The following is a 25249-nucleotide window of genomic DNA, read 5'->3' as shown; positions in this document are numbered from 1 at the left end:
TTTGGTTTTTTTTTGCTCATTTTTAGTAAAAATAGGCAAAAAAAGTTAATTGTAATAAAAATGTAATATAATCCTTCGTAGAATATTTTGGAGAGGTGAAGAACTTGGCAGGACATTTAGTTAAATATGGTAAACACCGTATTAGAAGAAGTTACTCTCAAATCAAGGAAGTTCTTGATTTACCTAATTTAATTGAAATTCAAACTGACTCATACAAATGGTTTTTAGATGAAGGTTTGCGTGAAATGTTTAACGGCATCATGCCAATCGATGATTTTCAAGGAAAACTTTCATTAGAATTCGTTGATTATCAGCTATTAGAACCTAAGTATACTGTTGATGAAGCGAGAGATCACGAAGCAAATTACTCTGCTCCGCTTCATATTACTTTAAAATTGACCAATCATGAAACTGGTGAAATTAAAACCCAAGATGTATTCTTTGGTGATTTCCCACTTATGACTGATCAAGGAACATTCATCATTAATGGTGCAGAACGTGTTATTGTTTCACAATTAGTACGTTCACCAGGTGTATTTTTCCATGAAGATAGAGCCAAAAATGGTCGTCTATCATATGGAACAACTGTTATTCCTAACCGTGGTGCATGGATGGAATTTGAAACAGATGCTAAAAATCTTTCATATGTACGAATTGACAGAACTAGAAAGTTACCTATTACTGAATTAGTACGTGCTTTAGGTTTTGGTTCTGATGATGAAATTACTCAAATTTTAGGTAGTAACGATAGTCTTTCACTTACTTTGGAAAAAGATGTTCATAAAGATACTGAAGATTCACGTGTTGAAGAATCATTAAAGGATATTTACGAACGTCTACGTCCAGGTGAACCTAAGACAGCAGATTCTTCACGTAGTTTACTAACAACTAGATTCTTTGATCATAAGCGTTATGACATGGCACCAGTAGGTCGTTACAAGACTAACAACAAGTTAAGTTTGAAGACCCGTTTATTAGGATTAACTCTTGCTGAAACATTGGCAGATCCTGATACTGGTGAAATTATTGCTAATAAAGGTACTGTTGTTGATAAAAACGTTATGAAGACATTGGCACCATACCTAGATCGTGATGACTTTAAGGCTTATACATTCAATCCTTCAGAACAATCAGTTGTTCCTGAACCAATGACTGTACAAATTATTAAAGTTCAATCTGAAAATGCTCCAGATCATGTTGTTAATGTTATTGGTAACGATAATATTCCATTAGATTACCAACACATTACTCCTGCTGATATTATTTCTTCAATTAATTACTTCTTCAATCTACAAGAAGGAATTGGTGAACCAGATGATATTGATCACTTGGGTAATCGTCGTATTCGTTCAGTTGGTGAATTATTACAAAACCAATTTAGAATTGGTTTAGCAAGAATGGAACGTGTTGTTCGCGAACGTATGTCAATTCAAGATACTAGTACCGTTACTCCACAACAATTAATTAACATTCGTCCAGTTGTTGCATCAATCAAAGAATTCTTTGGTTCATCACAACTATCACAATTTATGGATCAAACTAACCCATTGGGTGAATTAACTCATAAACGTCGTTTATCAGCATTGGGACCTGGTGGTTTAACTAGAGATCGTGCTGGATATGAAGTTCGTGATGTTCATTACACTCACTATGGTCGTATTTGTCCAATTGAAACTCCTGAAGGTCCTAATATTGGTTTAATCAGTTCACTTTCAAGTTATGCTAAAATCAACAAATATGGATTCATTGAAACACCATACCGTCGTGTTTCATGGGACAATCATAAAGTTACCGAAAAAATTGATTACTTGTCAGCTGATGAAGAAGATAATTTTGTTGTAGCACAAGCTAACTCACCATTAAATGAAGATGGATCATTTGCTAATGATATTGTTATGGCTAGATACAAATCCAAGAATATTGAAACTAAGATTGAAAATGTTGATTACATGGATGTTTCTCCTAAACAAGTTGTTTCTGTTGCAACTGCATGTATTCCTTTCTTAGAAAACGATGACTCTAACCGTGCTTTAATGGGTGCTAATATGCAACGTCAAGCGGTTCCTTTGGTTAATCCACATGCTCCATTAGTTGGAACTGGGATTGAATACAAAGCTGCTCATGATTCTGGTGTTGCTTTAATTTGTAAACATCCAGGAACTGTTGAATATGTTGACGCTGACGAAGTTCGTGTTCGTCGTGACGATGGATCATTAGATACTTACAAGCTAATGAAATTCCAACGTTCAAATGGTGGTAAGAACTATAATCAACGTCCAATTGTTCGTGCTAATGACCATGTTGATGCTGATGAAATTCTAGCTGATGGTCCTTCAATGGAAAATGGTGAATTAGCATTAGGACAAAACCCAGTTGTAGCATTTATGACTTGGCAAGGTTATAACTTCGAAGATGCTATTGGTATTTCAGAAAGATTAGTTCGTGATGATGTATATACTTCTATTCATATTGAAGAATACGAATCAGAAACTAGAGATACTAAACTTGGACCTGAAGAAATGACTAGAGAAATTCCTAACGTTGGGGAAGATGCGTTAAAAGACCTTAACGAAGAAGGAACTATTCGTGTTGGTGCTGAAGTTCATGATGGTGATATTTTAGTTGGTAAAGTTACTCCTAAGGGTGTTACTGAATTATCAGCTGAAGAAAGATTATTACATGCAATCTTTGGTGAAAAATCACGTGAAGTTCGTGATACATCTCTACGTGTACCTCATGGTGGTGGCGGTATCGTCCAAGATGTAAAAGTCTTTACTAGAAAAAATGGTGATGAACTATCTCCTGGTGTAAACAAGATGGTTCGTGTATACATTGCTCAAAAACGTAAGATTCAAGTAGGGGACAAAATGTCTGGTCGTCACGGTAACAAGGGTACTGTTTCCATTGTTATTCCTGAAGAAGATATGCCTTACTTACCAGATGGTACTCCAATTGATATTCTGTTGAGTCCAATGGGTGTTCCTTCTCGTATGAATATTGGTCAAGTTCTTGAACTTCATTTAGGTATGGCTGCAAGAAAACTTGGTATTCATGTAAGTACACCTGTGTTTGATGGTGCTCGTGATAAAGATATCTGGGGTACAGTTAAAGAAGCTGGAATGGCATCAGATGGTAAATCTATCGTTTATGATGGACGTACAGGTGAACCATTTGATAAACGTGTTGCTGTTGGTGTAATGCACTACTTGAAACTTGCTCACATGGTTGATGATAAGATTCATGCTCGTGCTATTGGACCTTACTCACTTGTTACTCAACAACCACTTGGTGGTAAAGCACAATTTGGTGGACAACGTTTTGGTGAAATGGAAGTTTGGGCTCTTGAAGCATATGGAGCTGCCTACACATTGCAAGAAATTTTAACTTACAAATCTGACGATGTTGTTGGACGTGTTAAAACATATGAAGCAATTGTTAAGGGTGAACCAATTCCTAAACCAGGTGTTCCTGAATCTTTCCGTGTTTTAGTTAAAGAACTACAAGCATTAGGTCTTGATATGAAAGTTCTTGATTCAGATAACCAAGAAATTGAACTTCGTGACTTAGATGGTGAAGATGATGAAGTGGTTAATGTTGATGCATTAAGTAAGCTGGCTGAAAAACAAAAGGCTGAAAAAGAAGAACAAGAAAACACTAAGTCTGATAAAACAAATACCAACACTAAGGAATAAAGAAAGGGGACTATCCATTGGTCGATGTAAATAAATTTTCAAGCATGCAAATCGGTTTAGCATCTTCTGACAAGATTCGTAGTTGGTCATTTGGTGAAGTTAAAAAACCAGAAACTATTAACTATAGAACTTTAAAGCCAGAAAAAGATGGTTTATTCGATGAAAGAATTTTCGGTCCTACAAAGGATTGGGAATGTGCTTGTGGTAAATATAAACGTATTAGATACAAAGGTATCGTTTGTGATCGCTGTGGAGTTGAAGTTACTCGTTCAAAAGTACGTCGTGAACGTATGGGACACATTGAATTAGCTGCCCCAGTTACTCATATTTGGTACTTTAAGGGTATTCCAAGTCGTATGGGACTTATCTTAGATATGAGTCCACGTGCATTGGAAGAAATTATTTACTTTGCATCATATGTTGTTACTGATCCTGGTGATACACCACTAGAAAATAAACAACTTATGTCAGAACAAGACTATCGTCAAAAGAAACAAGAATATGGTAATCGTTTTGAAGGTAAGATTGGTGCTGAAGCTATCAGAACCTTACTTAAAAACGTTGACGTTAAAAAAGAAGTTGCTGAACTAAAGGATCAATTAAAGAAAGCTACTGGTCAAAAACGTGTTCGTGCTGTTAGAAGACTAGATATTCTAGAATCATTTGTTAAATCTGGAAACGACTTAACATGGATGATTATGGAAGCTATTCCAGTTGTTCCACCTGATTTAAGACCAATGGTTCAACTTGAAGGTGGTCGTTTTGCTACTTCTGATTTGAATGATTTATATCGTCGTGTTATTAACCGTAATAATCGTTTGAAGAGATTATTAGATTTACATGCTCCTGGTATTATCGTTCAAAATGAAAAACGTATGTTACAAGAAGCAGTTGATGCTTTAATTGATAATGGTCGTCGTGGACGCCCAGTTGCTGGACCAGGTAACAGACCATTGAAGTCACTTTCACATATGCTTAAAGGTAAGCAAGGTCGTTTCAGACAAAACTTACTTGGTAAGCGTGTTGACTATTCTGGTCGTTCAGTTATTGATGTTGGACCATTCTTAAAATTCAATCAAATGGGACTACCTGTTCCAATGGCTCTTGAATTATTCAAGCCTTTCATTATGAAAGAATTGGTTAACCGTGAAATTGCTTCTAATATTAAATCAGCTAAACGTCAAATTGAACGTAAAGATGAAGAAGTCTTTGATGTCCTAGAAGATGTTATTAAAGAGCATCCAGTTCTATTGAACCGTGCACCTACACTTCATAGATTAGGTATTCAAGCCTTTGAACCAGTGTTGGTTTCTGGTAAATCAATGCGTCTTCATCCATTAGCTTGTGAAGCTTATAATGCCGATTTTGATGGTGACCAAATGGCTATTCACGTTCCTTTATCTGATGAAGCTCAAGCTGAATCAAGACTATTGATGTTAGCTGCTACTCATATTTTGGCACCTCGTGATGGTAATCCTATCGTTACTCCTTCCCAAGATATGGTTATTGGTAACTACTACTTAACTATGGAAGAATCTGGACGTGAAGGTGAAGGTATGATCTTCAATAATCCTGAAGAAGCTAAATTGTCATACCAAAGTGGTTTAACTCATTGGCACAGTCGTGTTGGAATTGCTGCTAGTTCAATGCCAGAAAAACCATTTACTGATGAACAAAGAAATAAGATTTTAGTAACTACAATTGGTAAGATTATCTTCAATGGTATTCTCCCTGATTCATTCACTTATTTGAATGAACCAACTGATACTAACTTAAATGGTCATTTATCTGATAAATTCTTCTTAGAACCTGGGGAAGACATTCATGAACATCTAAAGGATGCACCAATTATTGGTTCATTTAAGAAGGGCTTCTTGTCAGATATCATTGCCGCAGTTTACAAACAATATAAAGTTACTGAAACTTCACACTTATTGGATAGGATTAAAGATTTAGGTTATAATGAATCTACTAAGTCTGGTTTAACTGTTGGTATTACTGATGTTACTGACTTAAAAGAAAAACCTGAAATTATTACTGAATCTCATAAGAAAGTTGAAAACATTACTAAACAATTCCGTCGTGGTTTAATTACTGATCATGAACGTTATGAAAGAGTTATTGGTGTCTGGAGTGACGCCAAGGATGAAATTCAAAATAAATTGATGGAAAGTTTTGATCCTCAAAATCCTATCTTTATGATGAGTGATTCTGGTGCTCGTGGTAATATCTCTAACTTTACTCAACTTGCTGGTATGCGTGGATTAATGGCTGCTCCTAATGGTGAAATTATGGAATTACCTATTACTGCTAATTTCCGTGAAGGACTATCTGTTTTGGAAATGTTCATTTCTACCCACGGTGCTCGTAAAGGTATGACTGATACTGCCTTGAAGACTGCCAACTCTGGTTACTTAACTCGTCGTTTAGTTGATGTTGCTCAAGATGTTATTATTCGTGAAGAAGATTGTGGTACTGATCGTGGTGTTATCGTTACTGCCTTGAAGCAAGGAAATGAAATGATTGAACCACTTTATGATAGAATTCTTGGTCGTTATGCTATGAAGACAGTTAAGAATCCTACTACTGGTGAAGTGATTGTTAAGCATAATCAAATTATCAATGAACCAGAGGCTCAAGCAATTACTGATGCAGGTATTAAAGAAGTTGAAATTCGTTCAGCATTTACTTGTAACACTGTTCATGGTGTTTGTGAAAAATGTTATGGACGTAATTTAGCTACTGGATCTCCTGTTGAAGTTGGTGAAGCAGTTGGTACTGTTGCTGCTCAATCAATTGGTGAACCTGGTACTCAATTAACTATGAGAAACTTCCATACTGGTGGTGTTGCTGGTAACGCTGATATTACTCAAGGACTTCCTCGTGTTCAAGAAATTTTTGAAGCTAGAAATCCTAAAGGTAAAGCAGAAATTTCAGAAGTTACTGGTACCGTTGATTTAATTGAAGAAAATCCTGCTGAAAGAGTTAAGGAAGTTACAATTAAAGGTGACGCTGATACCAGAACTTACAAGGTCCCAATCAATGCACGTATGAACGTTGCTGAAGGTGACGTAATTCGTCGTGGTGGAGCTATTAATGAAGGTTCTGTTGATCCTAAAGAACTTATTAAAGTTCGTGATTCATTATCAACAGAAGTTTACTTGCTAAGTGAAGTTCAAAAGACTTACCGTATGCAAGGGGTTGAAGTTAGTGATAAGCATGCTGAAATCATGGTTCGTCAAATGTTACGTAAAGTAAGAATCATGGATGCAGGTGACACTGATGTTCTTCCTGGTACATTAATGGATATTGATGCTTTCAAGAAAGCTAATGCTGATGCAATTATTTCTGGAAAGATTCCAGCAACTGCACGTCCAGTTATCTTAGGAATTACTAAGGCTGCTCTAGAAACAAATAGTTTCTTATCAGCTGCATCATTCCAAGAAACTACTCGTGTATTAACTGATGCTGCTATTCGTGGTAAGAATGATCCATTAGTTGGACTTAAAGAAAATGTTATTATTGGTAAATTAATTCCTGCAGGTACTGGTATGAAGACTTATGGTCGTATCGAACCAAAGGTCGATGAAAAGGAAAACAACGATAAATCAAAAGATGTTTACTCAATTGATGAAATTGACAAACGTATGAATGAAGAAAACGTTGACAATAAATAATAATTAAAAAAATAGCAATTGCTTTTTAGCAATTGCTATTTTTGTATACATATAGATATTACCGTGCCAATAAATATAAATGGAATGAATGGAATCGTTTTAGTTTTTCTTTTTATCAAAATGAAATAAATTAAACATGTTGATGATGATAAAAGCGTAATATTTATTAATTGATTTATATTAAATACTAATGCACATATACTTAATACATCAATATCGGCCATTCCTATAAAGTTAAATTTATTATTAAAACAAAATATAAAAAGGTATATTACCATAACTATAATCACTTTTTTATGTTAAATGAAATTAATAGTGTTGATAACAGCAATAATAATATTGAAGATAAAGATACAAATTTATTTTTAAAATCTTGTACTGATAAAAATATTAGAATAAATAGAAAGGGGATATACTTGATATTTAACGTAAAAATATAAATCATCGTTGTTGAAACTATGGTTAATAATTCTATTAAGAAAAATGACCTATTTATTTTAAATTTACATTTTCTACATTTTCCTAAAAGAAATATATAACTTATTATGGGAATTAAATCAAACCATTTTAAAATGTAACCACAATTATCACAGTGTGAGCGTGGAAATACTATAGATTGATTGTTGCTTATCCGGTATTCTACTAGTGCAATAAAAGATCCGATAACTCCACTAACTATCATTATTATAAAAAATTCATATTTTAAAATTTACATCACCTCTATATTATATTTACGAAAATAATAAATAATTATTTGAAATTACATTGACGAGATTTTGTGCCCATGTTAATATTATCAAGTACTTATTCATTCGGTGAGTTTTGTTATAAAAAGAACCACCTGGATGTGTGGACTTAAAAATATAAAAAATTTTCGGAAGGAGGAATTTTTAGATGCCTACTATTAACCAATTAGTACGTAAAGGTCGTCATTCTAGAAGTTCTAAATCAAAAGCCCCAGCTTTAAATCATGGGTATAACAGTTACAAGAAGAAGCAAACTAACAACCCTGCTCCTCAAAAACGTGGGGTAGCTACTCGTGTTGGTACTATGACTCCAAAGAAGCCTAACTCAGCTTTACGTAAATACGCTCGTGTTAGATTATCAAACTTAATTGAAGTTACTGCCTACATTCCTGGTATTGGTCATAATCTTCAAGAACATAGTGTTGTTTTAATTCGTGGTGGTCGTGTTAAGGATTTACCTGGTGTTCGTTATCATATCGTTCGTGGTGCATTAGATACTGCTGGTGTTACTGATCGTCGCCAAGGTCGTTCAAAATACGGTACTAAGAAACCTAAAGAATAATTTTAATTAAAGCTATAATAACAAGGAGGATTTTTTAATGCCAAGAAAAGGAAATGTTCAACAACGTGAAGTTCTTCCTGATCCAATTTATAACTCAAAAATGGTTGCTAGCTTAATCAACCGTTTGATGTTAGATGGTAAAAAGGGAACTGCTACAGAAATTTTATATGGTGCATTTGACCTTATTAAGAAAGAAACTGGAAACGAAGCAGTTGATGTATTCGAAGAAGCTATGAAAAACGTTATGCCTGTACTAGAAGTTAAGGCTCGTCGTGTTGGTGGATCAAACTACCAAGTTCCTATTGAAGTACGTCCTGATCGTCGTGTTACTTTAGGTTTACGTTGGATTGTAAACTATGCACGTTTACGTGGTGAACACACTATGGTTGAACGTCTAGGACGTGAAATCATGGATGCTGCTAACAACACAGGTGCTTCAGTTAAAAAACGTGAAGACACTCATAAGATGGCAGAAGCTAACCGTGCATTTGCTCACTACCGTTGGTAATATAAACTTGTACAATTTTGTGCAATTGGATTAGTGGCTAATGGTATTAGCCACTTTTTTAAAAAGTGAATTATTGAGAGGAGAAACATTTTAATGGCTAACAACAAACGTGAATTTCCATTAGAAAAAACACGTAACATTGGTATTACTGCGCATATTGATGCTGGTAAAACAACTGCTACTGAACGTATTTTGTACTATACTGGTAGAATCCACAAAATTGGTGAAACTCATGATGGTGCTTCACAAATGGACTGGATGGTACAAGAACAAGAACGTGGTATTACTATCACTTCTGCTGCTACTACTGCTCAATGGAAAGACTACCGTATCAATATTATTGATACCCCAGGACACGTTGACTTTACTGCCGAAGTTGAACGTTCATTACGTGTTCTAGATGGTTCTATTACTATTCTTGATGCTGCTGCTGGTGTTGAACCACAAACAGAAACTGTTTGGCGTCAAGCTTCAGAATATAATGTTCCTCGTATTGTTTTTGCTAATAAGATGGATAAATTAGGTGCTGATTTTGCTGCATCAGTTCAATCATTACATGATCGTCTAGATGCTAATGCACATGCTATTCAAATTCCTATTGGTAAAGAAGATACATTCGAAGGTGTTATCGATTTAATCGATATGAAAGCCGATATTTATGATGAAGATAAATTAGGTGCAAAATGGGATACTGTTGATGTTCCTGAAGAATACAAAGAAGAAGCCGAAAAAGCTCGTCAATCATTGATTGAAGCTGTTGCTGATATTGATGATGATGTTATGGATAAATATCTTGAAGGTGAAGAAATTTCAAATGATGAAATCAAGGCTGCTATCCGTAAGGGTACATTAAATCTTGAATTCTTCCCTGTTCTAGCTGGTTCAGCATTTAAGAACAAAGGTATTCAAATGTTAATGGATGCTGTTCTTGAATACTTACCATCACCATTAGATGTTCGTCCTTACAAGGCAACTGATCCAGAAACTGGTGATGATGTTGAACTAAAAGCTGATGACAGTAAACCATTTGCTTCATTAGCATTTAAGGTTGCAACTGATCCATATGTTGGTCGTTTAACTTATATTCGTGTATACCAAGGTACTCTTGAAGCTGGTTCATATGTTTTAAATGCTACTAAGGACAAACGTGAACGTGTTGGTCGTTTACTACAAATGCATTCAAACCATAGAAAAGAAATTCCTGAAGTATTCTCTGGTGATATTGCTGCTGCTATTGGTTTGAAGAATACTACTACTGGTGATTCTTTAACTGATCAAAAACATCCTTTACATCTTGAATCAATGGTCTTCCCAGACCCAGTTATTAGTGTTTCTGTTGAACCTAAGACTAAGGCTGACCAAGATAAGATGGACATTGCTTTACAAAAATTAGCTGAAGAAGATCCAACATTTAAGGCTGAAACTAATAATGAAACTGGTGAAACTATTATTGCTGGTATGGGTGAACTTCACTTGAACATCATTATTGATCGTTTGAAACGTGAATTTAATGTTGAAGCTAAAATTGGTGCTCCACAAGTTGCTTATAGAGAAGCATTTACTAAGCCAACTAAGGCTCAAGGTAAATTTATTCGTCAATCTGGTGGTAAAGGTCAATATGGTGATGTTTCTATTGAATTTACTCCAAACGAAACTGGTAAAGGTTTTGAATTCGAAGACGCTATCGTTGGTGGTGTTGTTCCTCGTGAATTCATTCCATCAGTTGAACAAGGTCTAAAAGAATCAATGGCTAATGGTGTTCTTGCTGGATACCCATTAATTGATGTTAAAGCTAAGTTATATGATGGTAGTTATCATGATGTCGATTCATCTGAAGCTGCATTTAAGGTTGCTGCATCAATTGCATTGAAGAACGCTGCTAAAACTGCTGGCCCAGTTATTTTGGAACCAATTATGAAAGTTGATATTGTTGTTCCTGAAGAATACATGGGTGATGTTATGGGACAAGTTACTTCACGTCGTGGTAGTGTTGAAGGTATGGAAGTTAGAAATAAAGCTCAACTTATCCATGCATTTGTTCCACTATCAGAAATGTTTGGTTATGCTACTACCTTACGTTCTGCTTCACAAGGTAGAGGTACTTTCACAATGACATTTGATCATTACTCAGCTGTTCCTAAGGCTATTCAAGAAGAAATCATTGAAAAAAATGGTGGAAATGAATAATTTTATAATAAAAAGTGTTGAATTTATTCAACACTTTTTTTATTATGTAATTTAACAATATTTATTCTATATCTTTCATAAATAATTATGTAAAATCCCTTGCGTTATTTGCATATTTTTTGTATTATATAGAGGTACCTGTTTGAGGGACATCTATGTTCCTGTACAGTTATCTAATTCAGGCTTTGATGTGGGAGGTTGCGACACACCCGGCCGCTTTGCCATGATAGGGCGTGGCGGTAATTTCCACGGAGCTAGTCTTATTTTTAAATAAAGGCGAGGAGGGAAAACAATGGCAAAACAAAAAATTCGTATTCGTTTAAAGGCATATGAACACCGCACTTTAGACCAATCAGCTGAAAAAATTGTGGCTACTGCGCAAAGAACTGGTGCCAACATTTCTGGTCCAATTCCATTGCCAACAGATAGAACTGTTTATACTGTTCTAGCTTCACCACATAAATTTAAGAAGTCACGTGAACAATTTGAAATGTTAACTCACAAACGTTTAATTGACATCTTAAACCCAACACCAAAAACTGTTGATTCATTAATGAAACTTGATTTACCAAGTGGTGTTGATATCGAAATCAAACTATAATTAAAAATTACAATATATCGGAGGTGTACTCATGACCAAAAAAGGAATCTTAGGTAAAAAGGTCGGAATGACTCAAGTTTTCACTGAAAATGGTGAATTAATTCCAGTTACTGCTGTTGATGTAACACCAAACGTTGTGTTACAAACAAAGTCAACTGAAAGCGATGGATACAATGCTATCCAATTGGGTTACGATGACAAGCGTGATGTTTTAAGTAACAAGCCAGAAAAAGGTCATGTAGCAAAAGCAAATACAAATCCTAAGCGCTTCATTAAAGAAATCAGAAATGTTGAGCTTAGCGATTACAATGTAGCAGACGAAGTTAAGGCAGACATTTTTGAAGCCGGTGACATCGTAGATGTAACAGGAATTACAAAAGGTCATGGTTACCAAGGTAACGTTCATAAAGATGGCCAAGGTAGAGGACCTGAAACTCACGGTTCAAGATACCATCGTCGTCCTGGTTCACTTGGTGTTATTATTAACCGAGTTACAAAGGGTATGAAATTACCTGGTAGAATGGGTAACAAACAAGTTACTATTCAAAATCTTGAAGTTGTTAAGGCTGATGTTGACAACAACGTAATCTTAATTAAAGGTAACGTTCCTGGTGCTAATAAATCATTCTTAACAATTAAATCTGCTGCTCGCGGATCACAAAAATAAGAAAGGAGGAACCATAAATGACAAGCGTAGCATTATATAAACAAGATGGTAGTAAAAATGGCAACGTTGATTTAAACGATGAAATTTTTGCTATTGAACAAAACGATAGCGTTGTATTTGACGTTGTAACTATGCAAAGAGCATCTTTACGTCAAGGTACACATGCTGTTAAAAATAGACATGCCGTTAGTGGTGGTGGTAAAAAACCATGGCGTCAAAAGGGTACTGGACGTGCTCGTCAAGGTTCAATCCGTTCACCACAATTTCGTGGAGGTGGAATCGTTTTTGGACCTACTACACGTTCATACGGTTACCATTTACCAAAGAAAGTTAGTCGTTTAGCTATTAAATCTGTTTTATCAGAAAAAGTTGCTAATGATGACTTTGTTGTTGTTGATTCATTAAACTTTGATGCTCCTAAAACTAAGGACTTCTCAGAATCATTAAACAAATTAAACGCTTCAGCTAAGACATTAGTAGTCTTGGAGGAAGACAATAAAAACGCTGCTTTATCAGCTCGTAACATTGATAATGTTGAAGTAATTAGCGCAAAGAGCCTAAATACTTTAGCTGTTGTTAATAGTAGCAAGATTGTCATCACAAAGGCTGCTCTTTCTCAAGTAGAGGAGGTGCTCGCATAATGGAATCACGTGAGATTATTTTACGCCCAGTTGTTACTGAACAATCAACAGCAATGATGGACAACAAAAAATACACTTTTGACGTTGACGTACGAGCAACTAAAACACAAGTAAAAAATGCAATTGAAGACATCTTTGATGTTAAAGTTGTTAAAGTAAATATTATGAATCTTAAAGGTAAGCTAAAGCGTCAAGGACGTTACGAAGGATACACTAAGAAACGTCGTAAAGCTATTGCTACTTTATCAAACGATTCAAAAGAAATTAAATTATTTAGCGATAAATAAAATATAAACATAGGAGGGAAATACCGTGGCTATTAAAACATACAAAGCAACCACTAATGGTCGTCGTAATATGACTGGTCTTGATTATGATGTTATTACAACCTCAAAACCAGAAAAGTCATTATTGGCTTCCAAGTCACATACTGCTGGTCGTAATAATTATGGTCATATGACAGTTCGTCATCGCGGTGGTGGTAATAAAAACCAATACCGTATCATTGATTTTAAACGTAATCATGATGATGTTGATGGTACTGTAAAGACTATTGAATACGATCCAAACCGTACTGCTAATATTGCATTAGTTGTATATTCTGATGGTATCAAGAAATATATTCTTGCACCTAAAGGATTAAAGGTTGGCGATAAAGTTCAATCTGGAGAAAATGCTGATATTAAGGTTGGTAATTCATTACCACTTAACAACATTCCAGTTGGTACAACTATTCACAACATTGAATTAAAACCAGGTAAGGGTGGACAATTAGTTCGTTCTGCTGGTGCTTCTGCTCAATTGTTAGGTAAAGAAGGAAAATACGCATTAGTTAGATTAGCTTCTGGTGAAGTTCGTATGATTCTTTCAGTTAACCGTGCAACTATTGGAAGCATGGGTAATGAAGAACACTCATTAGTAAATGTTGGTAAAGCTGGTCGTAACCGTTACAAGGGTCAACGTCCACATGTTCGTGGTTCTGTAATGAACCCTAACGATCACCCTCATGGTGGTGGTGAAGGTAAAGCTCCAGTTGGTTACCCATCACCATTATCACCATGGCATAAGAAAACTAATGGTAAGAAAACTCGTAAGAGACAAGCTCGTTCCAACAAGTTTATTGTACGTCGTCGTAAAGGATCAAAGATGTAATAAACTGATATATACTTTTAGGTATATATTTCTCTATAACGTTATTGAAGAGGAGGTTTCATAATGGGTCGTAGTTTAAAAAAGGGACCTTTTGCCGATAAGCATCTTTTAAAGAAAATTGATGCTCAAAAAGACCAAGATAAGAAAGACGTAATCAAAACATGGTCACGTCGTTCAACAATTTTCCCTAGTTTCATCGGTTACACTATTGCTGTATACGATGGAAGAAAGAATGTTCCTGTATATGTACAAGAAGACATGGTAGGACATAAATTAGGTGAATTTGTACCAACTCGTACTTTCCATGGGCATGGAAATGGCGACGATAAGAAAACTGTCTAAGCAAGGAGGATAACAAATGGCTGAACAAGTTACATCAGCACAAGCTACTGCTAGAACTGTTCGTATTGCCGCTCGTAAGGTCCGCCTTGTAGTTGATCTTATTAGAGGTAAAAGCGTTTCTGAAGCTGCTGGTATTTTGAAGTTCACTCCAAGAAGTGCTTCACCAGTTGTTTCAAAAGTTTTAATGTCAGCTGTAGCTAATGCAGAAAACAATTTTGATTTAGATCGTGAAGACTTGGTAGTAAGCGAAGTTTTTGTTAACGAAGGACCAACTTTAAAACGTTTCCGTCCTCGTGCTAAAGGTTCTGCTTCTCCAATTAATAAACGTACAAGTCACATTACTGTGATAGTTTCAGAAAAATAAGGAGGGATTAGCCGTGGGTCAAAAGATAAATCCTACCGGATTACGTGTCGGAATTATTCGTGATTGGGACGCAAAATGGTATGCTGAAAAAGCTGATTTTGCTAGCGATTTGAATGAAGACTTGAAAATCCGTGAATATATTAGTAAAAGACTCGCTGACGCTTCCGTATCAAGAGTTGTAATTGAACGTGCTGCAAAGCGTGTTAATATTTCAATCAACACTGCAAAACCAGGAATGGTTATCGGTAAAGGCGGATCAGAAGTCGAAAATCTTCGTAAAGAATTAAATGCATTAACAGGTAAAAGAGTTCATATCAACATTATTGAAATTAAGAAACCTGATTTAGATGCTAAATTAGTTGGTGAAAACATTGCTCGTCAATTAGAAGGCCGTGTAGCTTTCCGTCGTGCAATGCGCCAAGGTATGCAACGTGCAAGTAGAGCAGGTGCTAAGGGTGTTAAAACTCAAGTATCCGGTCGTTTAAATGGTGCTGACATGTCACGTGTTGAATCATATGCTGAAGGTACTGTTCCATTGCATACATTAAGAGCAGACATTGACTACTCATGGGAAGAAGCTCACACTACTTATGGTTCAATTGGTGTTAAAACTTGGATCTATCGTGGTGAAGTTTTACCACAAGTAGCTGATGATAAGAAAGATAATAATAAAGGAGGGAAATAAACATGCTAGTACCAAAACGTGTTAAGTTCCGTCGTGAACACCGTGGTAAACTACGTGGACATTCAAAAGGTGGAAACACTGTTGCTTTTGGTAGTTACGGTTTAAAAGCTTTGGATTCACATTGGATTACCAATCGTCAAATTGAAGCTTGCCGTATTGCTATTACAAGATATATGAAGCGTGGTGGGAAAGTTTGGATTAAAATTTTCCCTCATAAATCTTACACTGAAAAAGGTGTAGGGGTTCGTATGGGTAACGGAAAAGGTTCTCCTGCTGGTTGGGTTGCTCCAGTTAAGCGTGGAAAAATCCTATTTGAAATTGGAGAAGTTTCTGATGAAGTTGCTAAAGAAGCTTTGCGTTTAGCTTCTACTAAACTTCCTGTTCGAACAAAGATTATTAAACGTGAGGAAGTAGGTGGCGAATCAAATGAAGGCTAAAGAAATTAATGAACTAACCACTGCTCAAATGCATGAAAAAGAACAAAGCTACAAAGAAGAACTATTCAACCTTCGTTTTCAATTAGCTACTGGTCAATTGGAAAACACTGCAAGATTGAAGAAGGTTCGTAAAAACATTGCACGTATTAAAACTGCATTGCGTCAACAAGAATTAAACAAATAAGAATACGATAAAGGAGGTTAATGTTAATGGAACGTAATATGCGTAAGGTCTACAGAGGCCGTGTTGTTTCAGACAAAATGGACAAGACAATTGCTGTTGTTGTTGAAACTTATAAGACACATTCTACTTACGGAAAACGTGTTAAGTACTCAAAGAAGTACAAAGCTCATGATGAAAACAATGAAGCTAAAACTGGTGATATCGTTGAAATTATGGAAACACGACCATTGTCAGCTACAAAACATTTCCGCTTAGTTAATATCGTTAAAAAAGATGTTACTATTTAATATTTTAGAATGTTTTAATTTATCGTATTCTGAGTAAATACCGGAAGGAGGGTATTAGCTATGATTCAACAAGAAAGTCGTTTGAAAGTTGCTGATAACTCAGGTGCTCGTGAACTTTTAACTATTAAAGTTTTAGGTGGATCAAGCAGAAGATATGCAGGTATCGGTGATATTGTTGTTGCTACTGTAAAACAAGCAACACCAGGTGGCGTTGTCAAAAAAGGTGACGTTGTTAAAGCTGTTATTGTTAGAACTAAAGCTGTTGCACGTCGTTCAGATGGTTCATACATCCGTTTCGATGAAAATGCTGCTGTGTTAGTTCAAGACGATAAAAGTCCAAAAGGAACACGTATTTTTGGACCTGTTGCACGTGAACTACGTGACAACAAATTCATGAAGATTGTTTCTTTAGCGCCTGAAGTACTTTAATTAACTACTGTTAACCAAGGAGGTGCCAATAAATGTTTATTAAAACTGGTGACAAAGTTCGCGTAATTAGTGGTAAAGATAAAGGTAAAGAAGGAACTGTTACTAAAACTATCTCATCACAAAATCGCGTAATTGTTGAAGGTATTAACATTGTTAAAAAACATCAAAAAGCTTCTCAATCAAATCCACAAGGTGGAATCAATGATATCGAAGCACCTATTCATGTTTCTAACGTAATGTTAATTGACCCATCAACTAACGAACCAACAAAGGTTGGTTTCAAAATTGAAAATGGTAAGAAAGTTCGTATTTCCAAAAAATCTAACAAATCAATCGATTAATTTTAATTGAAAGGAGGATACCTTTCCATGTCAAACCGTTTACAAGACAAATACAAAGATGAAATTTCAAAATCATTAGTTGATAAGTTTAACTACTCATCAATTATGCAAGCACCTAAGCTTGATAAAATTGTTCTAAATATGGGTGTTGGTGACGCTGTTACTAATGCTAAGAATTTAGACGAAGCTGTTTCAGAATTAACTCAAATTTCTGGACAAAAACCTTTAGTAACTAAGGCTAAAAAATCAATTGCTGGTTTCCGTTTACGTGAAGGTATGTCAATTGGTGCTAAAGTTACTTTACGTGGTGAACGTATGTATGATTTCTTAGACAAATTAGTTAATGTTTCACTACCTCGTGTTCGTGATTTCCATGGTGTTAATAATCGTTCATTCGATGGCCGTGGTAACTACACATTAGGTGTTCGTGAACAATTAATTTTCCCTGAAATTAATTATGATAACGTTAATCGCGTTCGTGGTTTAGATATCGTTGTTGTAACTACTGCAAATACTGATGAAGAATCAAAAGAATTATTGACTCAATTCGGTATGCCATTTGCAAAATAATAGGAGGGTATAAATATGGCTAGAAAAGCACTTATTGTAAAGAGTGAACGTCCTGCTAAGTTTTCAACTAGAAATTACACTCGTTGTGAACGTTGTGGAAGACCTCATTCAGTTTACAAAAAATTTCATTTATGCCGTCTATGTATCAGAGATCTTGCTCATAAGGGCCAAATTCCTGGTATGAAGAAGGCAAGTTGGTAAAATTAACTTAGTAAAAAGGAGGTTACGTTAATGTCCATGACAGATCCAATCGCTGACTTTTTAACAAGAGTTCGTAACGCTAATATGGCTCGTCACGAATCTGTTGAAGTTCCAGCTTCAAAAATTAAAAAAAGCATTGCTGAAATTTTAAAACGTGAAGGTTTTGTTCGCGATGTTGAATATATGGATGATGACAAACAAGGTGTTATTCGTGTATTCCTTAAATATGGTAAAAACAATGAACATGTTATTTCTGGTTTGAAACGTATTTCAAAGCCAGGTCTACGTTCATATGTAAAATCTGATTCAATTCCTAAAGTATTAAATGGTTTAGGTGTTGCAGTTATTTCAACTTCTGAAGGTGTTATCACCGATAAAGAAGCTCGTGCTAAAAAAATTGGTGGAGAAGTATTAGCATACATTTGGTAATACTTTTCTCTTGAACTGGAGGTGTAATAAATGAGTCGTATTGGTTATAGAAAAATTGTTTTACCAGAAAGTGTTGAATTAACTACTGAAGGTAACAATGTAACTGTTAAGGGTGAAAAGGGTTCTTTAACTCGTGAATTTTCACCAAACATTAAAATGAATGTTAAAGATAATATCGTAACATTTGAACCTGCTGTGAGATATAGCAATAAGGTACGTGCTATGCACGGTACTATGCGTGCTAACTTAAATAACATGGTTGAAGGTGTAACTAATGGCTTTAAGAAAACCCTTAAATTAGTCGGTGTTGGTTACCGTGCTCAAGCTAAGGGCTCAGTATTGGAAGTAAATGTTGGTTACTCAAACCCTGTTGAAATTCAAATCAATGATGATCTAAAAGTTGAAACCCCAGATAGTTTAACTATTAATGTTAGTGGTATCAACAAAGAACATGTTGGTGACTTTGCTGCTAAAGTTCGTGCTGTACGTTCACCTGAACCATATAAAGGTAAAGGTATTCGTTATGAAGGCGAAGTTGTTCGTCGTAAGGAAGGTAAGACTGGTAAATAATAAGTATTTGCTTGTTATTTAGTCAATTTTACAAATTCAATTAAGAGGTGACTATTTTGATTAATAAACCAGACAAAAATAAGACACGTCAACGTCGTCACTTGCGTGTCCGTAACAAGATCTCTGGTACTGCTGTGTGCCCACGTTTGAACGTATATCGTTCTAACCAAAACATCTACGCTCAAGTTATTGATGACGTAGAGGGTGTTACGCTTGCTAGTGCCTCAACTTTAAGTAAAGACGTAAATGGTGCAAACAAAACAGAACAAGCAAGTTCTGTTGGTGCTTTAATTGCAAAACGCGCTGTTGAAAAAAATATCAAAAATGTTGTTTTCGATCGTGGTGGATACTTATACCATGGACGTGTTCAAGCATTAGCTGATGCTGCACGTGAAAACGGATTAGAATTTTAAAAAAGGAGGAATAACCACAAATGGCAGAATTTATTGATCCAAATAAGTTAGAACTTGAAGATACTGTCGTTTCAATTAACCGTATTACTAAGGTAGTTAAAGGTGGACGTCGTCTACGTTTTGCAGCTTTAGTTGTTGTTGGTGATAGAAATGGACATGTTGGATTTGGAACTGGTAAAGCTCAAGAAGTTCCAGATGCAATTCGTAAGGCTGTTGATGATGGTCGTAAGAACTTAATTACTGTTTCAAGAGTTGGTACAACTATTCCTCATGAAATTATCGGTACATTCGGTGGCGGTAAGATCATGTTAAAACCTGCTGAAGAAGGTTCTGGAGTTGCTGCTGGTGGAGCTGTTCGTTCAGTTATGGAATTAGCTGGTATCGGCGATGTTACAAGTAAGCGTTTAGGTTCAGATACTCCAATCAATGCAATTCGTGCAACTTTTGCCGGATTAAAATCATTGAAGAGTGCAGAAAAAGTTGCTACTTTACGTGGCGTTTCTGCTCAACATTTAGCAGAATAAGGAGGGGTTTATAAGATGGCTCAATTAAAGATTACTTTAACTCATAGTGCAACTCACCGTCTCCCCAAACAACGTAAAATCGTTAGTGCACTAGGATTAGGTCGCATTAATAGTACTGTTGTTAAGCCTGATAACGAAGCAACTCGTGGAGCTCTATTCCATATTGCACACTTAGTTAAAGTTGAACAAGTTGATTAATAAATAACAAGGAGGTGCACTTTTATAATGAAATTACATGAATTAAAAGCTGCTGAAGGTTCACGTTCATCAAGACAACGTCTTGGTCGTGGATTAGGAAGTAAAGGTAAGACTTCTGGTCGTGGACAAAAAGGTCAAAAAGCTCGTAGTAAGACCCGTCTAGGCTTTGAAGGTGGTCAAATGCCTTTCTACCGTAGAATGCCAAAACGTGGTTTCACTAATATTAACCGTAAAGAATATGCTATTGTTAACTTATCTGTTTTAGATCAATTTGATGATGGTGCTGAAGTTACTCCAGAAACTCTTAAAGAATCTGGAGCAATTAAAAATGCTAAGAGCGGAGTTAAGGTTCTTGGTAATGGTGAAATCAGCAAAAAGTTAACTGTAAAAGCAAGTAAATTTTCAAATGCTGCTAAGTCAGCAATTGAAAACGCTGGCGGTAAGATTGAGGTGATCTAAATGCTATCAACCTTGAAAAACGCTTTTAAAGTAAAGAGTATTAGAAATAAAATTCTTTTTACCTTAGGAGTTTTGATTGTATTTAGACTTGGAGCATATATTACTGTTCCTGGGATAAACGCCAAAGCACTCCAAAGCGTTGCTTCATCTGGTTTGGTTAGCATTTTAAACACCTTTAGTGGTGGTGGATTAACTAATTATTCACTATTCGCTATGGGTGTTTCACCATATATTACTGCACAAATTATTGTTCAGCTTTTACAAATGGATATTGTTCCTCGCTTTGTTGAATGGAGTAAACAAGGTGAAGTTGGACGTAAAAAATTAAATCAAGTTACTAGAGTTTTAACAGTAGTTCTTGCATTTGTACAGTCTATTGGAATTACAGCCGGATTTAATACTTTAAGTAGTTTGAACCTTGTTCAACATCCAGGTCCTTCTACTTATATAAGTATTGGTTTAATTTTAACCGGTGGATCAATGTTAACTACTTGGATGGGTGACATGATTACTGATCGAGGAATCGGTCAAGGTGTTTCAATGATAATCTTTGCTGGGATTATCGCTAGAATTCCTGTTGGAATTCAACAATTATATAAAGAATATATTGTTGGAGATACTTCTTCTCAATTATGGCAATCAATTATATTTATAATTCTATTGTTCATAATAGTTCTAATAATTGTTACATTTGTTACTTGGGTTCAACAAGCTGAACGCAGAATTCCAATTCAATATACAAGAAGAGAAACTGGAGCATCAGATAACAGTTACTTGCCTTTAAAAGTGAATGTTGCTGGTGTTATCCCTGTAATTTTTGCCAGTTCGTTTATTTCAACACCTCAAGCTATTTTGATGTTTTTTGCAAGTAAACATTCTGGTGACGGTTGGTACAAGATTTTGAGTGATATTTTTAATATGCAAACTCTATCTGGTGCTACTTTGTATACATTCTTAATTGTTTTATTTACATTCTTTTATGCGTTCGTTCAGGTTAACCCTGAAAAGTTGTCTAAGAATTTACAAAAACAAGGTAGTTACATTTCTGGTGTTTGGCCAGGTAATGGAACACAGACCTATGTTTCTAAGTTGCTTATGAGACTTAGTGTTGTTGGTGCCTTATTCTTAGGAATTGTTGCTCTTATTCCTTTAATTGCACAAAATTTATGGAATCTTGATGAGTCAATTGGACTTGGAGGTACAAGTTTACTAATTGTTGTTGGAGTTGCTATCCAAACAATTAGTCAAATTCGTGGATTAATGATGAAGCAAGAATATGTTGGTTTTATTCAAGATCCTAGACCTAAAGATTTATAAAATTTTGTGTAAGGAGGAAAAATAATATGACAATGAATTTGATTTTAATGGGTTTACCTGGTGCCGGTAAAGGTACTCAGGCTGAAACTATTATTAAAAATTATGGAATCCCACATATCTCTACTGGAGATATCTTTAGGGCCGCTATAAAAAATCAGACTGAAATGGGAATAAAGGCCAAACAATATATTGACAAAGGGAATTTGGTTCCTGATGATGTAACATGTGGAATTGTTAAAGATCGTCTTGCACAAGATGATACTAAAAAAGGATATATGTTAGATGGTTTTCCTAGAACTCTTGATCAAGCTAATGCTTTACAAAAGATTAGTAGTGATTTAGATCGTCCATTGGATGCTGTTATAAATATTGATGTTGACCCTAAAATTCTTATTGATCGACTTTCTGGTAGATTTATATGTAAAAATTGTGGAGCAACTTACCATAAACTATATAAAAAACCTAAGGTTGATAATACTTGTGATATTTGTGGTGGTCATGAATTTTATCAACGTAGTGATGACAAACCTGAAACTGTTAAAAATCGTTTAGATGTAAACATTAAAATGAATACACCATTAATTGATTTTTACAAAGGTCTTGACTTATTGTATACCGTTGATGGTAGTCAAAATATTGATAATGTTACTGAAGACATTGACAAAATACTCAAGAACCTATAATTTATTAAAATTTTAGAATGTTGCCGTAAGTTGGTTTATATGATAAACTAACTCATGTGTATTTGCGGTTTTATTAACGATTTCGGGATTAATACTACTTAATTTAATATTTTAATGTGTACCCAAAGTTTATAAAGAATCGTAGTTTCGAGGAGGAAATTCTTTGTCTAAAGATAATGTTATTGAAATTGAAGGTAAAGTAACTGAAACTTTACCTAATGCTATGTTTCGTGTTGAATTGGAAAATGGACATGAAATTTTAGCTCACGTATCAGGTAAAATTAGAATGCATTACATTAGAATATTACCTGGTGATCGTGTCACTGTTGAAATGTCACCATATGATTTAAGCAAGGGACGTATTACTTACCGTTATAAATAAGTAGTACTGTCTTTAAATATAGGAGGGTTATTATAATGAAGGTAAGACCATCAGTAAAACCAATGTGTGAAAACTGTAAAGTTATTAGAAGAAAAGGCCGTGTTATGGTTATTTGTTCTAATCCTAAACATAAACAAAGACAAGGCAAGTAATTTATTTAATATCACAGGAGGTGTATTTTAATGGCTCGTATCGCCGGAATTGATTTACCACGTGACAAGCGTATTGTTATTGGTTTAACTAGTATCTTTGGAATTGGTCAAAGTAGAGCTGCTGAAATTCTTTCAAAAGCTGGCGTTTCTGAAGATATTCGTGTTCGTGACTTAAGTTCTGAACAAGAAGAAAAGATTCGTGAAGTTGTTGACGGTTACAAAATTGAAGGTGACTTACGTCGTGAAGTAAGAATGAATATTAAGAAACTTCAAGAAATTGGTTCTTACCGTGGAATGCGTCATCGTCGTGGATTACCACTTAGAGGTCAACATACTAAAAATAATGCTCGTACTCGTAAGGGTAAAAAGACAGCTACCATCGCTGGTAAAAAATAATTAATAAAGGAGGTTAGTAAATCATGGTTCAAAAGAAAGGTTCACGTAAACGTAGAGCAAAGAAGAATATCGAAGCTGGTGTTGCTCATATTCATTCTACTTTTAATAACACATTAGTTATGATTACTGATATGCAAGGAAATGCTATTGCATGGTCATCTGCTGGTTCTTTAGGATTCCGTGGTAGTCGTAAATCTACTCCATTTGCTGCTCAAATGGCTGCAGAAGCTGCTGCTAAATCATCAATGGAACATGGTATGAAATCTGTAGAAGTTGCAGTTAAAGGTCCTGGTTCAGGTCGTGAATCAGCTATCCGTGCTCTTCAATCAACTGGTTTAGAAGTTGCTGCTATTCGTGATGTTACTCCAGTTCCACATAATGGATCTCGTCCTCCAAAGCGTCGTAGAGTTTAATTTATGTTCATCATTTTAGATGGAAATAATTAATATTAACTCATAGCGTTTTGAAAGGGGTAGAAGATAAGAATGATTGAATTTGAAAAACCTAATATTCATAAGATTGATGAAACTGATAATTATGGAGAAGTTGTTGTTGAACCACTAGAACGTGGATATGGAACAACTCTTGGAAACTCGTTGCGTAGAATTTTACTTTCATCTTTACCTGGTGCTGCGGTAACAAGTATTCAAATTGATAATGTTTTACATGAATTTTCTACTGTACCTGGTGTAGTGGAAGATGTAACACAAATCATTTTAAATATTAAAAAGCTTTCATTAAAACTTGAATCATCTGACGATGAAGAAAAGTCAATGGAAATCAATGTTACTGGACCTGCACAAGTAACTGCTGGTGATATCCAAGCTGATAGTGATGTAACTGTATTAAATCCAGAATTACACATTGCCACTGTTGCCGACGGCGCTACATTCCATATGAGAATGACTGCCAATAAGGGTCGTGGATATGTTTCTGCAGATGAGAATAAGGCTCGTAATGATGGAATGCCAATCGGTGTCTTACCAGTTGATTCCATTTATACCCCAATCGAACGTGTTAATTATCAAGTTGAAAATGCACGTGTTGGTCAAAGATCTGATTACGATAAACTTACCTTAGACGTTTGGACTGATGGTTCTATCACTCCAAGTGAAGCTGTAAGTTTAGCTGCCAAGATTTTAACCGAACACCTTGAAATGTTTGTTGATTTAACCGATGAAGCTAAAAATGCTGAAGTTATGGTTGAAAAAGAAGAAACACACAAGGAAAAAATGTTAGAAATGACAATTGAAGAATTAGACTTATCTGTTCGTTCATACAATTGTTTGAAGCGTGCTGGAATCAACACTGTTCAAGAATTAACTGACAAAAGTGAAGCTGATATGATGAAGGTTAGAAACTTAGGACGTAAGTCACTTGTTGAAGTAAAACATAAGTTAGAAGACCTTGGATTATCATTGCGTAAAGAAGATTAGTATAAAGGAGGATATCC

Annotated in this window: 35 protein-coding genes; 33 read left to right on the top strand and 2 right to left on the bottom strand. The window is 35.3% G+C overall.

Going from position 1 to position 25249, the window contains the following annotated elements; all coding sequences use genetic code 11:
- The first annotated feature begins 95 nt into the window (after nucleotides 1-95).
- Nucleotides 96-3692, top strand: coding sequence for a DNA-directed RNA polymerase subunit beta (gene rpoB / locus DY123_RS00430; protein ID WP_181401234.1), 3597 nt, complete (start codon nucleotides 96-98; stop codon nucleotides 3690-3692).
- A gap of 17 nt (nucleotides 3693-3709) precedes the next feature.
- Entirely contained in the window at nucleotides 3710-7369 is a 3660-nt protein-coding gene (gene rpoC / locus DY123_RS00425; protein ID WP_140934277.1) for a DNA-directed RNA polymerase subunit beta', read from the top strand.
- Nucleotides 7370-7404: 35 nt separating this feature from the next.
- On the opposite strand, the gene DY123_RS07755 is transcribed toward rpoC, so the two are convergent.
- Entirely contained in the window at nucleotides 7405-7647 is a 243-nt protein-coding gene (locus tag DY123_RS07755; protein WP_498365770.1) for a hypothetical protein, read from the bottom strand.
- Nucleotides 7648-7655: 8 nt separating this feature from the next.
- Complete coding sequence (locus DY123_RS07705; protein ID WP_140936354.1) at nucleotides 7656-8051, bottom strand: prepilin peptidase; 396 nt, start codon at nucleotides 8049-8051, stop codon at nucleotides 7656-7658.
- A gap of 212 nt (nucleotides 8052-8263) precedes the next feature.
- Between DY123_RS07705 and rpsL the strand changes: the two genes are divergently transcribed.
- The 31 genes from rpsL to DY123_RS00265 all read left to right on the top strand — a co-directional run bounded on the left by rpsL (nucleotide 8264) and on the right by DY123_RS00265 (nucleotide 25232).
- Nucleotides 8264-8677: a 30S ribosomal protein S12 gene (rpsL, locus tag DY123_RS00415; protein WP_105956384.1), complete on the top strand. Its 414-nt coding sequence runs from the start codon at nucleotides 8264-8266 to the stop codon at nucleotides 8675-8677.
- Between the two features lie 37 nt (nucleotides 8678-8714).
- Nucleotides 8715-9185, top strand: coding sequence for a 30S ribosomal protein S7 (gene rpsG / locus DY123_RS00410; RefSeq protein ID WP_105956383.1), 471 nt, complete (start codon nucleotides 8715-8717; stop codon nucleotides 9183-9185).
- Between the two features lie 93 nt (nucleotides 9186-9278).
- Complete coding sequence (fusA, locus tag DY123_RS00405) at nucleotides 9279-11372, top strand: elongation factor G (protein WP_105963780.1); 2094 nt, start codon at nucleotides 9279-9281, stop codon at nucleotides 11370-11372.
- 292 nt (nucleotides 11373-11664) lie between these two features.
- Entirely contained in the window at nucleotides 11665-11973 is a 309-nt protein-coding gene (rpsJ, locus tag DY123_RS00400; RefSeq protein WP_105956381.1) for a 30S ribosomal protein S10, read from the top strand.
- A gap of 31 nt (nucleotides 11974-12004) precedes the next feature.
- Nucleotides 12005-12640, top strand: a complete 636-nt coding sequence (rplC, locus tag DY123_RS00395; RefSeq protein ID WP_105956380.1) for a 50S ribosomal protein L3 — start codon at nucleotides 12005-12007, stop codon at nucleotides 12638-12640.
- 17 nt (nucleotides 12641-12657) lie between these two features.
- Entirely contained in the window at nucleotides 12658-13281 is a 624-nt protein-coding gene (gene rplD / locus DY123_RS00390; RefSeq protein ID WP_108982470.1) for a 50S ribosomal protein L4, read from the top strand.
- Nucleotides 13281-13568, top strand: a complete 288-nt coding sequence (gene rplW, locus DY123_RS00385) for a 50S ribosomal protein L23 (RefSeq protein WP_105963778.1) — start codon at nucleotides 13281-13283, stop codon at nucleotides 13566-13568. The genes rplD and rplW overlap by 1 nt, the downstream gene beginning before the upstream one ends.
- Nucleotides 13569-13593: 25 nt before the next feature.
- Nucleotides 13594-14433: a 50S ribosomal protein L2 gene (rplB, locus tag DY123_RS00380; protein ID WP_105963777.1), complete on the top strand. Its 840-nt coding sequence runs from the start codon at nucleotides 13594-13596 to the stop codon at nucleotides 14431-14433.
- A 63-nt stretch (nucleotides 14434-14496) separates the two neighbouring features.
- Nucleotides 14497-14775, top strand: a complete 279-nt coding sequence (gene rpsS / locus DY123_RS00375) for a 30S ribosomal protein S19 (protein WP_105963776.1) — start codon at nucleotides 14497-14499, stop codon at nucleotides 14773-14775.
- A 16-nt stretch (nucleotides 14776-14791) separates the two neighbouring features.
- Nucleotides 14792-15139, top strand: coding sequence for a 50S ribosomal protein L22 (gene rplV / locus DY123_RS00370; RefSeq protein ID WP_108982469.1), 348 nt, complete (start codon nucleotides 14792-14794; stop codon nucleotides 15137-15139).
- Between the two features lie 13 nt (nucleotides 15140-15152).
- Nucleotides 15153-15824, top strand: a complete 672-nt coding sequence (gene rpsC / locus DY123_RS00365; RefSeq protein WP_108982468.1) for a 30S ribosomal protein S3 — start codon at nucleotides 15153-15155, stop codon at nucleotides 15822-15824.
- A gap of 2 nt (nucleotides 15825-15826) precedes the next feature.
- Nucleotides 15827-16261, top strand: a complete 435-nt coding sequence (gene rplP, locus DY123_RS00360) for a 50S ribosomal protein L16 (RefSeq protein ID WP_105963774.1) — start codon at nucleotides 15827-15829, stop codon at nucleotides 16259-16261.
- Nucleotides 16251-16445, top strand: coding sequence for a 50S ribosomal protein L29 (gene rpmC / locus DY123_RS00355; protein WP_105956372.1), 195 nt, complete (start codon nucleotides 16251-16253; stop codon nucleotides 16443-16445). Before rplP ends, rpmC begins: the two co-directional genes overlap by 11 nt.
- A gap of 20 nt (nucleotides 16446-16465) precedes the next feature.
- Nucleotides 16466-16732 carry a 30S ribosomal protein S17 gene (gene rpsQ / locus DY123_RS00350; RefSeq protein WP_105963773.1) on the top strand — a complete coding sequence of 89 codons (267 nt, stop codon included), beginning with the start codon at nucleotides 16466-16468 and terminating at the stop codon, nucleotides 16730-16732.
- 60 nt (nucleotides 16733-16792) lie between these two features.
- Nucleotides 16793-17161, top strand: a complete 369-nt coding sequence (rplN, locus tag DY123_RS00345) for a 50S ribosomal protein L14 (RefSeq protein WP_105963772.1) — start codon at nucleotides 16793-16795, stop codon at nucleotides 17159-17161.
- 32 nt (nucleotides 17162-17193) lie between these two features.
- Nucleotides 17194-17502: a 50S ribosomal protein L24 gene (gene rplX, locus DY123_RS00340; RefSeq protein ID WP_140923526.1), complete on the top strand. Its 309-nt coding sequence runs from the start codon at nucleotides 17194-17196 to the stop codon at nucleotides 17500-17502.
- 27 nt (nucleotides 17503-17529) lie between these two features.
- Nucleotides 17530-18072, top strand: coding sequence for a 50S ribosomal protein L5 (gene rplE / locus DY123_RS00335; RefSeq protein ID WP_105956368.1), 543 nt, complete (start codon nucleotides 17530-17532; stop codon nucleotides 18070-18072).
- Nucleotides 18073-18087: 15 nt separating this feature from the next.
- A complete protein-coding gene (locus DY123_RS00330; RefSeq protein ID WP_105956367.1) occupies nucleotides 18088-18273 on the top strand; it encodes a type Z 30S ribosomal protein S14 in 186 nt (61 codons plus the stop codon).
- Nucleotides 18274-18303: 30 nt separating this feature from the next.
- The gene (gene rpsH, locus DY123_RS00325; RefSeq protein WP_105963771.1) at nucleotides 18304-18702 is read left to right on the top strand and encodes a 30S ribosomal protein S8; all 399 of its coding nucleotides are present in this window, start codon (nucleotides 18304-18306) and stop codon (nucleotides 18700-18702) included.
- A gap of 30 nt (nucleotides 18703-18732) precedes the next feature.
- Entirely contained in the window at nucleotides 18733-19272 is a 540-nt protein-coding gene (gene rplF, locus DY123_RS00320; protein ID WP_105956365.1) for a 50S ribosomal protein L6, read from the top strand.
- A 56-nt stretch (nucleotides 19273-19328) separates the two neighbouring features.
- Nucleotides 19329-19685, top strand: coding sequence for a 50S ribosomal protein L18 (gene rplR, locus DY123_RS00315; protein WP_105956364.1), 357 nt, complete (start codon nucleotides 19329-19331; stop codon nucleotides 19683-19685).
- 20 nt (nucleotides 19686-19705) lie between these two features.
- Nucleotides 19706-20209, top strand: a complete 504-nt coding sequence (rpsE, locus tag DY123_RS00310; protein ID WP_105956363.1) for a 30S ribosomal protein S5 — start codon at nucleotides 19706-19708, stop codon at nucleotides 20207-20209.
- Nucleotides 20210-20224: 15 nt separating this feature from the next.
- A complete protein-coding gene (gene rpmD, locus DY123_RS00305) occupies nucleotides 20225-20407 on the top strand; it encodes a 50S ribosomal protein L30 (RefSeq protein ID WP_105956362.1) in 183 nt (60 codons plus the stop codon).
- Nucleotides 20408-20434: 27 nt separating this feature from the next.
- The gene (gene rplO, locus DY123_RS00300; RefSeq protein ID WP_108982467.1) at nucleotides 20435-20866 is read left to right on the top strand and encodes a 50S ribosomal protein L15; all 432 of its coding nucleotides are present in this window, start codon (nucleotides 20435-20437) and stop codon (nucleotides 20864-20866) included.
- Entirely contained in the window at nucleotides 20867-22183 is a 1317-nt protein-coding gene (secY, locus tag DY123_RS00295) for a preprotein translocase subunit SecY (protein ID WP_105963770.1), read from the top strand. It begins immediately after the preceding gene.
- A gap of 32 nt (nucleotides 22184-22215) precedes the next feature.
- Entirely contained in the window at nucleotides 22216-22866 is a 651-nt protein-coding gene (locus DY123_RS00290; protein WP_280176695.1) for an adenylate kinase, read from the top strand.
- A gap of 163 nt (nucleotides 22867-23029) precedes the next feature.
- Entirely contained in the window at nucleotides 23030-23248 is a 219-nt protein-coding gene (infA, locus tag DY123_RS00285; protein ID WP_105956358.1) for a translation initiation factor IF-1, read from the top strand.
- A 35-nt stretch (nucleotides 23249-23283) separates the two neighbouring features.
- A complete protein-coding gene (gene rpmJ / locus DY123_RS00280; protein ID WP_105956357.1) occupies nucleotides 23284-23400 on the top strand; it encodes a 50S ribosomal protein L36 in 117 nt (38 codons plus the stop codon).
- 30 nt (nucleotides 23401-23430) lie between these two features.
- Nucleotides 23431-23796 carry a 30S ribosomal protein S13 gene (gene rpsM / locus DY123_RS00275; RefSeq protein WP_105963768.1) on the top strand — a complete coding sequence of 122 codons (366 nt, stop codon included), beginning with the start codon at nucleotides 23431-23433 and terminating at the stop codon, nucleotides 23794-23796.
- Nucleotides 23797-23819: 23 nt separating this feature from the next.
- Complete coding sequence (rpsK, locus tag DY123_RS00270; RefSeq protein ID WP_105956355.1) at nucleotides 23820-24209, top strand: 30S ribosomal protein S11; 390 nt, start codon at nucleotides 23820-23822, stop codon at nucleotides 24207-24209.
- A 72-nt stretch (nucleotides 24210-24281) separates the two neighbouring features.
- On the top strand, nucleotides 24282-25232 hold the full coding sequence (locus DY123_RS00265; RefSeq protein ID WP_105963767.1) for a DNA-directed RNA polymerase subunit alpha: 951 nt from the start codon (nucleotides 24282-24284) through the stop codon (nucleotides 25230-25232).
- Nucleotides 25233-25249: the final 17 nt, after the last annotated feature.

The sequence above is a fragment of the Apilactobacillus micheneri genome (assembly GCF_006493595.1).
GTDB lineage: Bacteria > Bacillota > Bacilli > Lactobacillales > Lactobacillaceae > Apilactobacillus > Apilactobacillus micheneri.
This window is presented reverse-complemented; position numbering and strand designations above follow the sequence as displayed.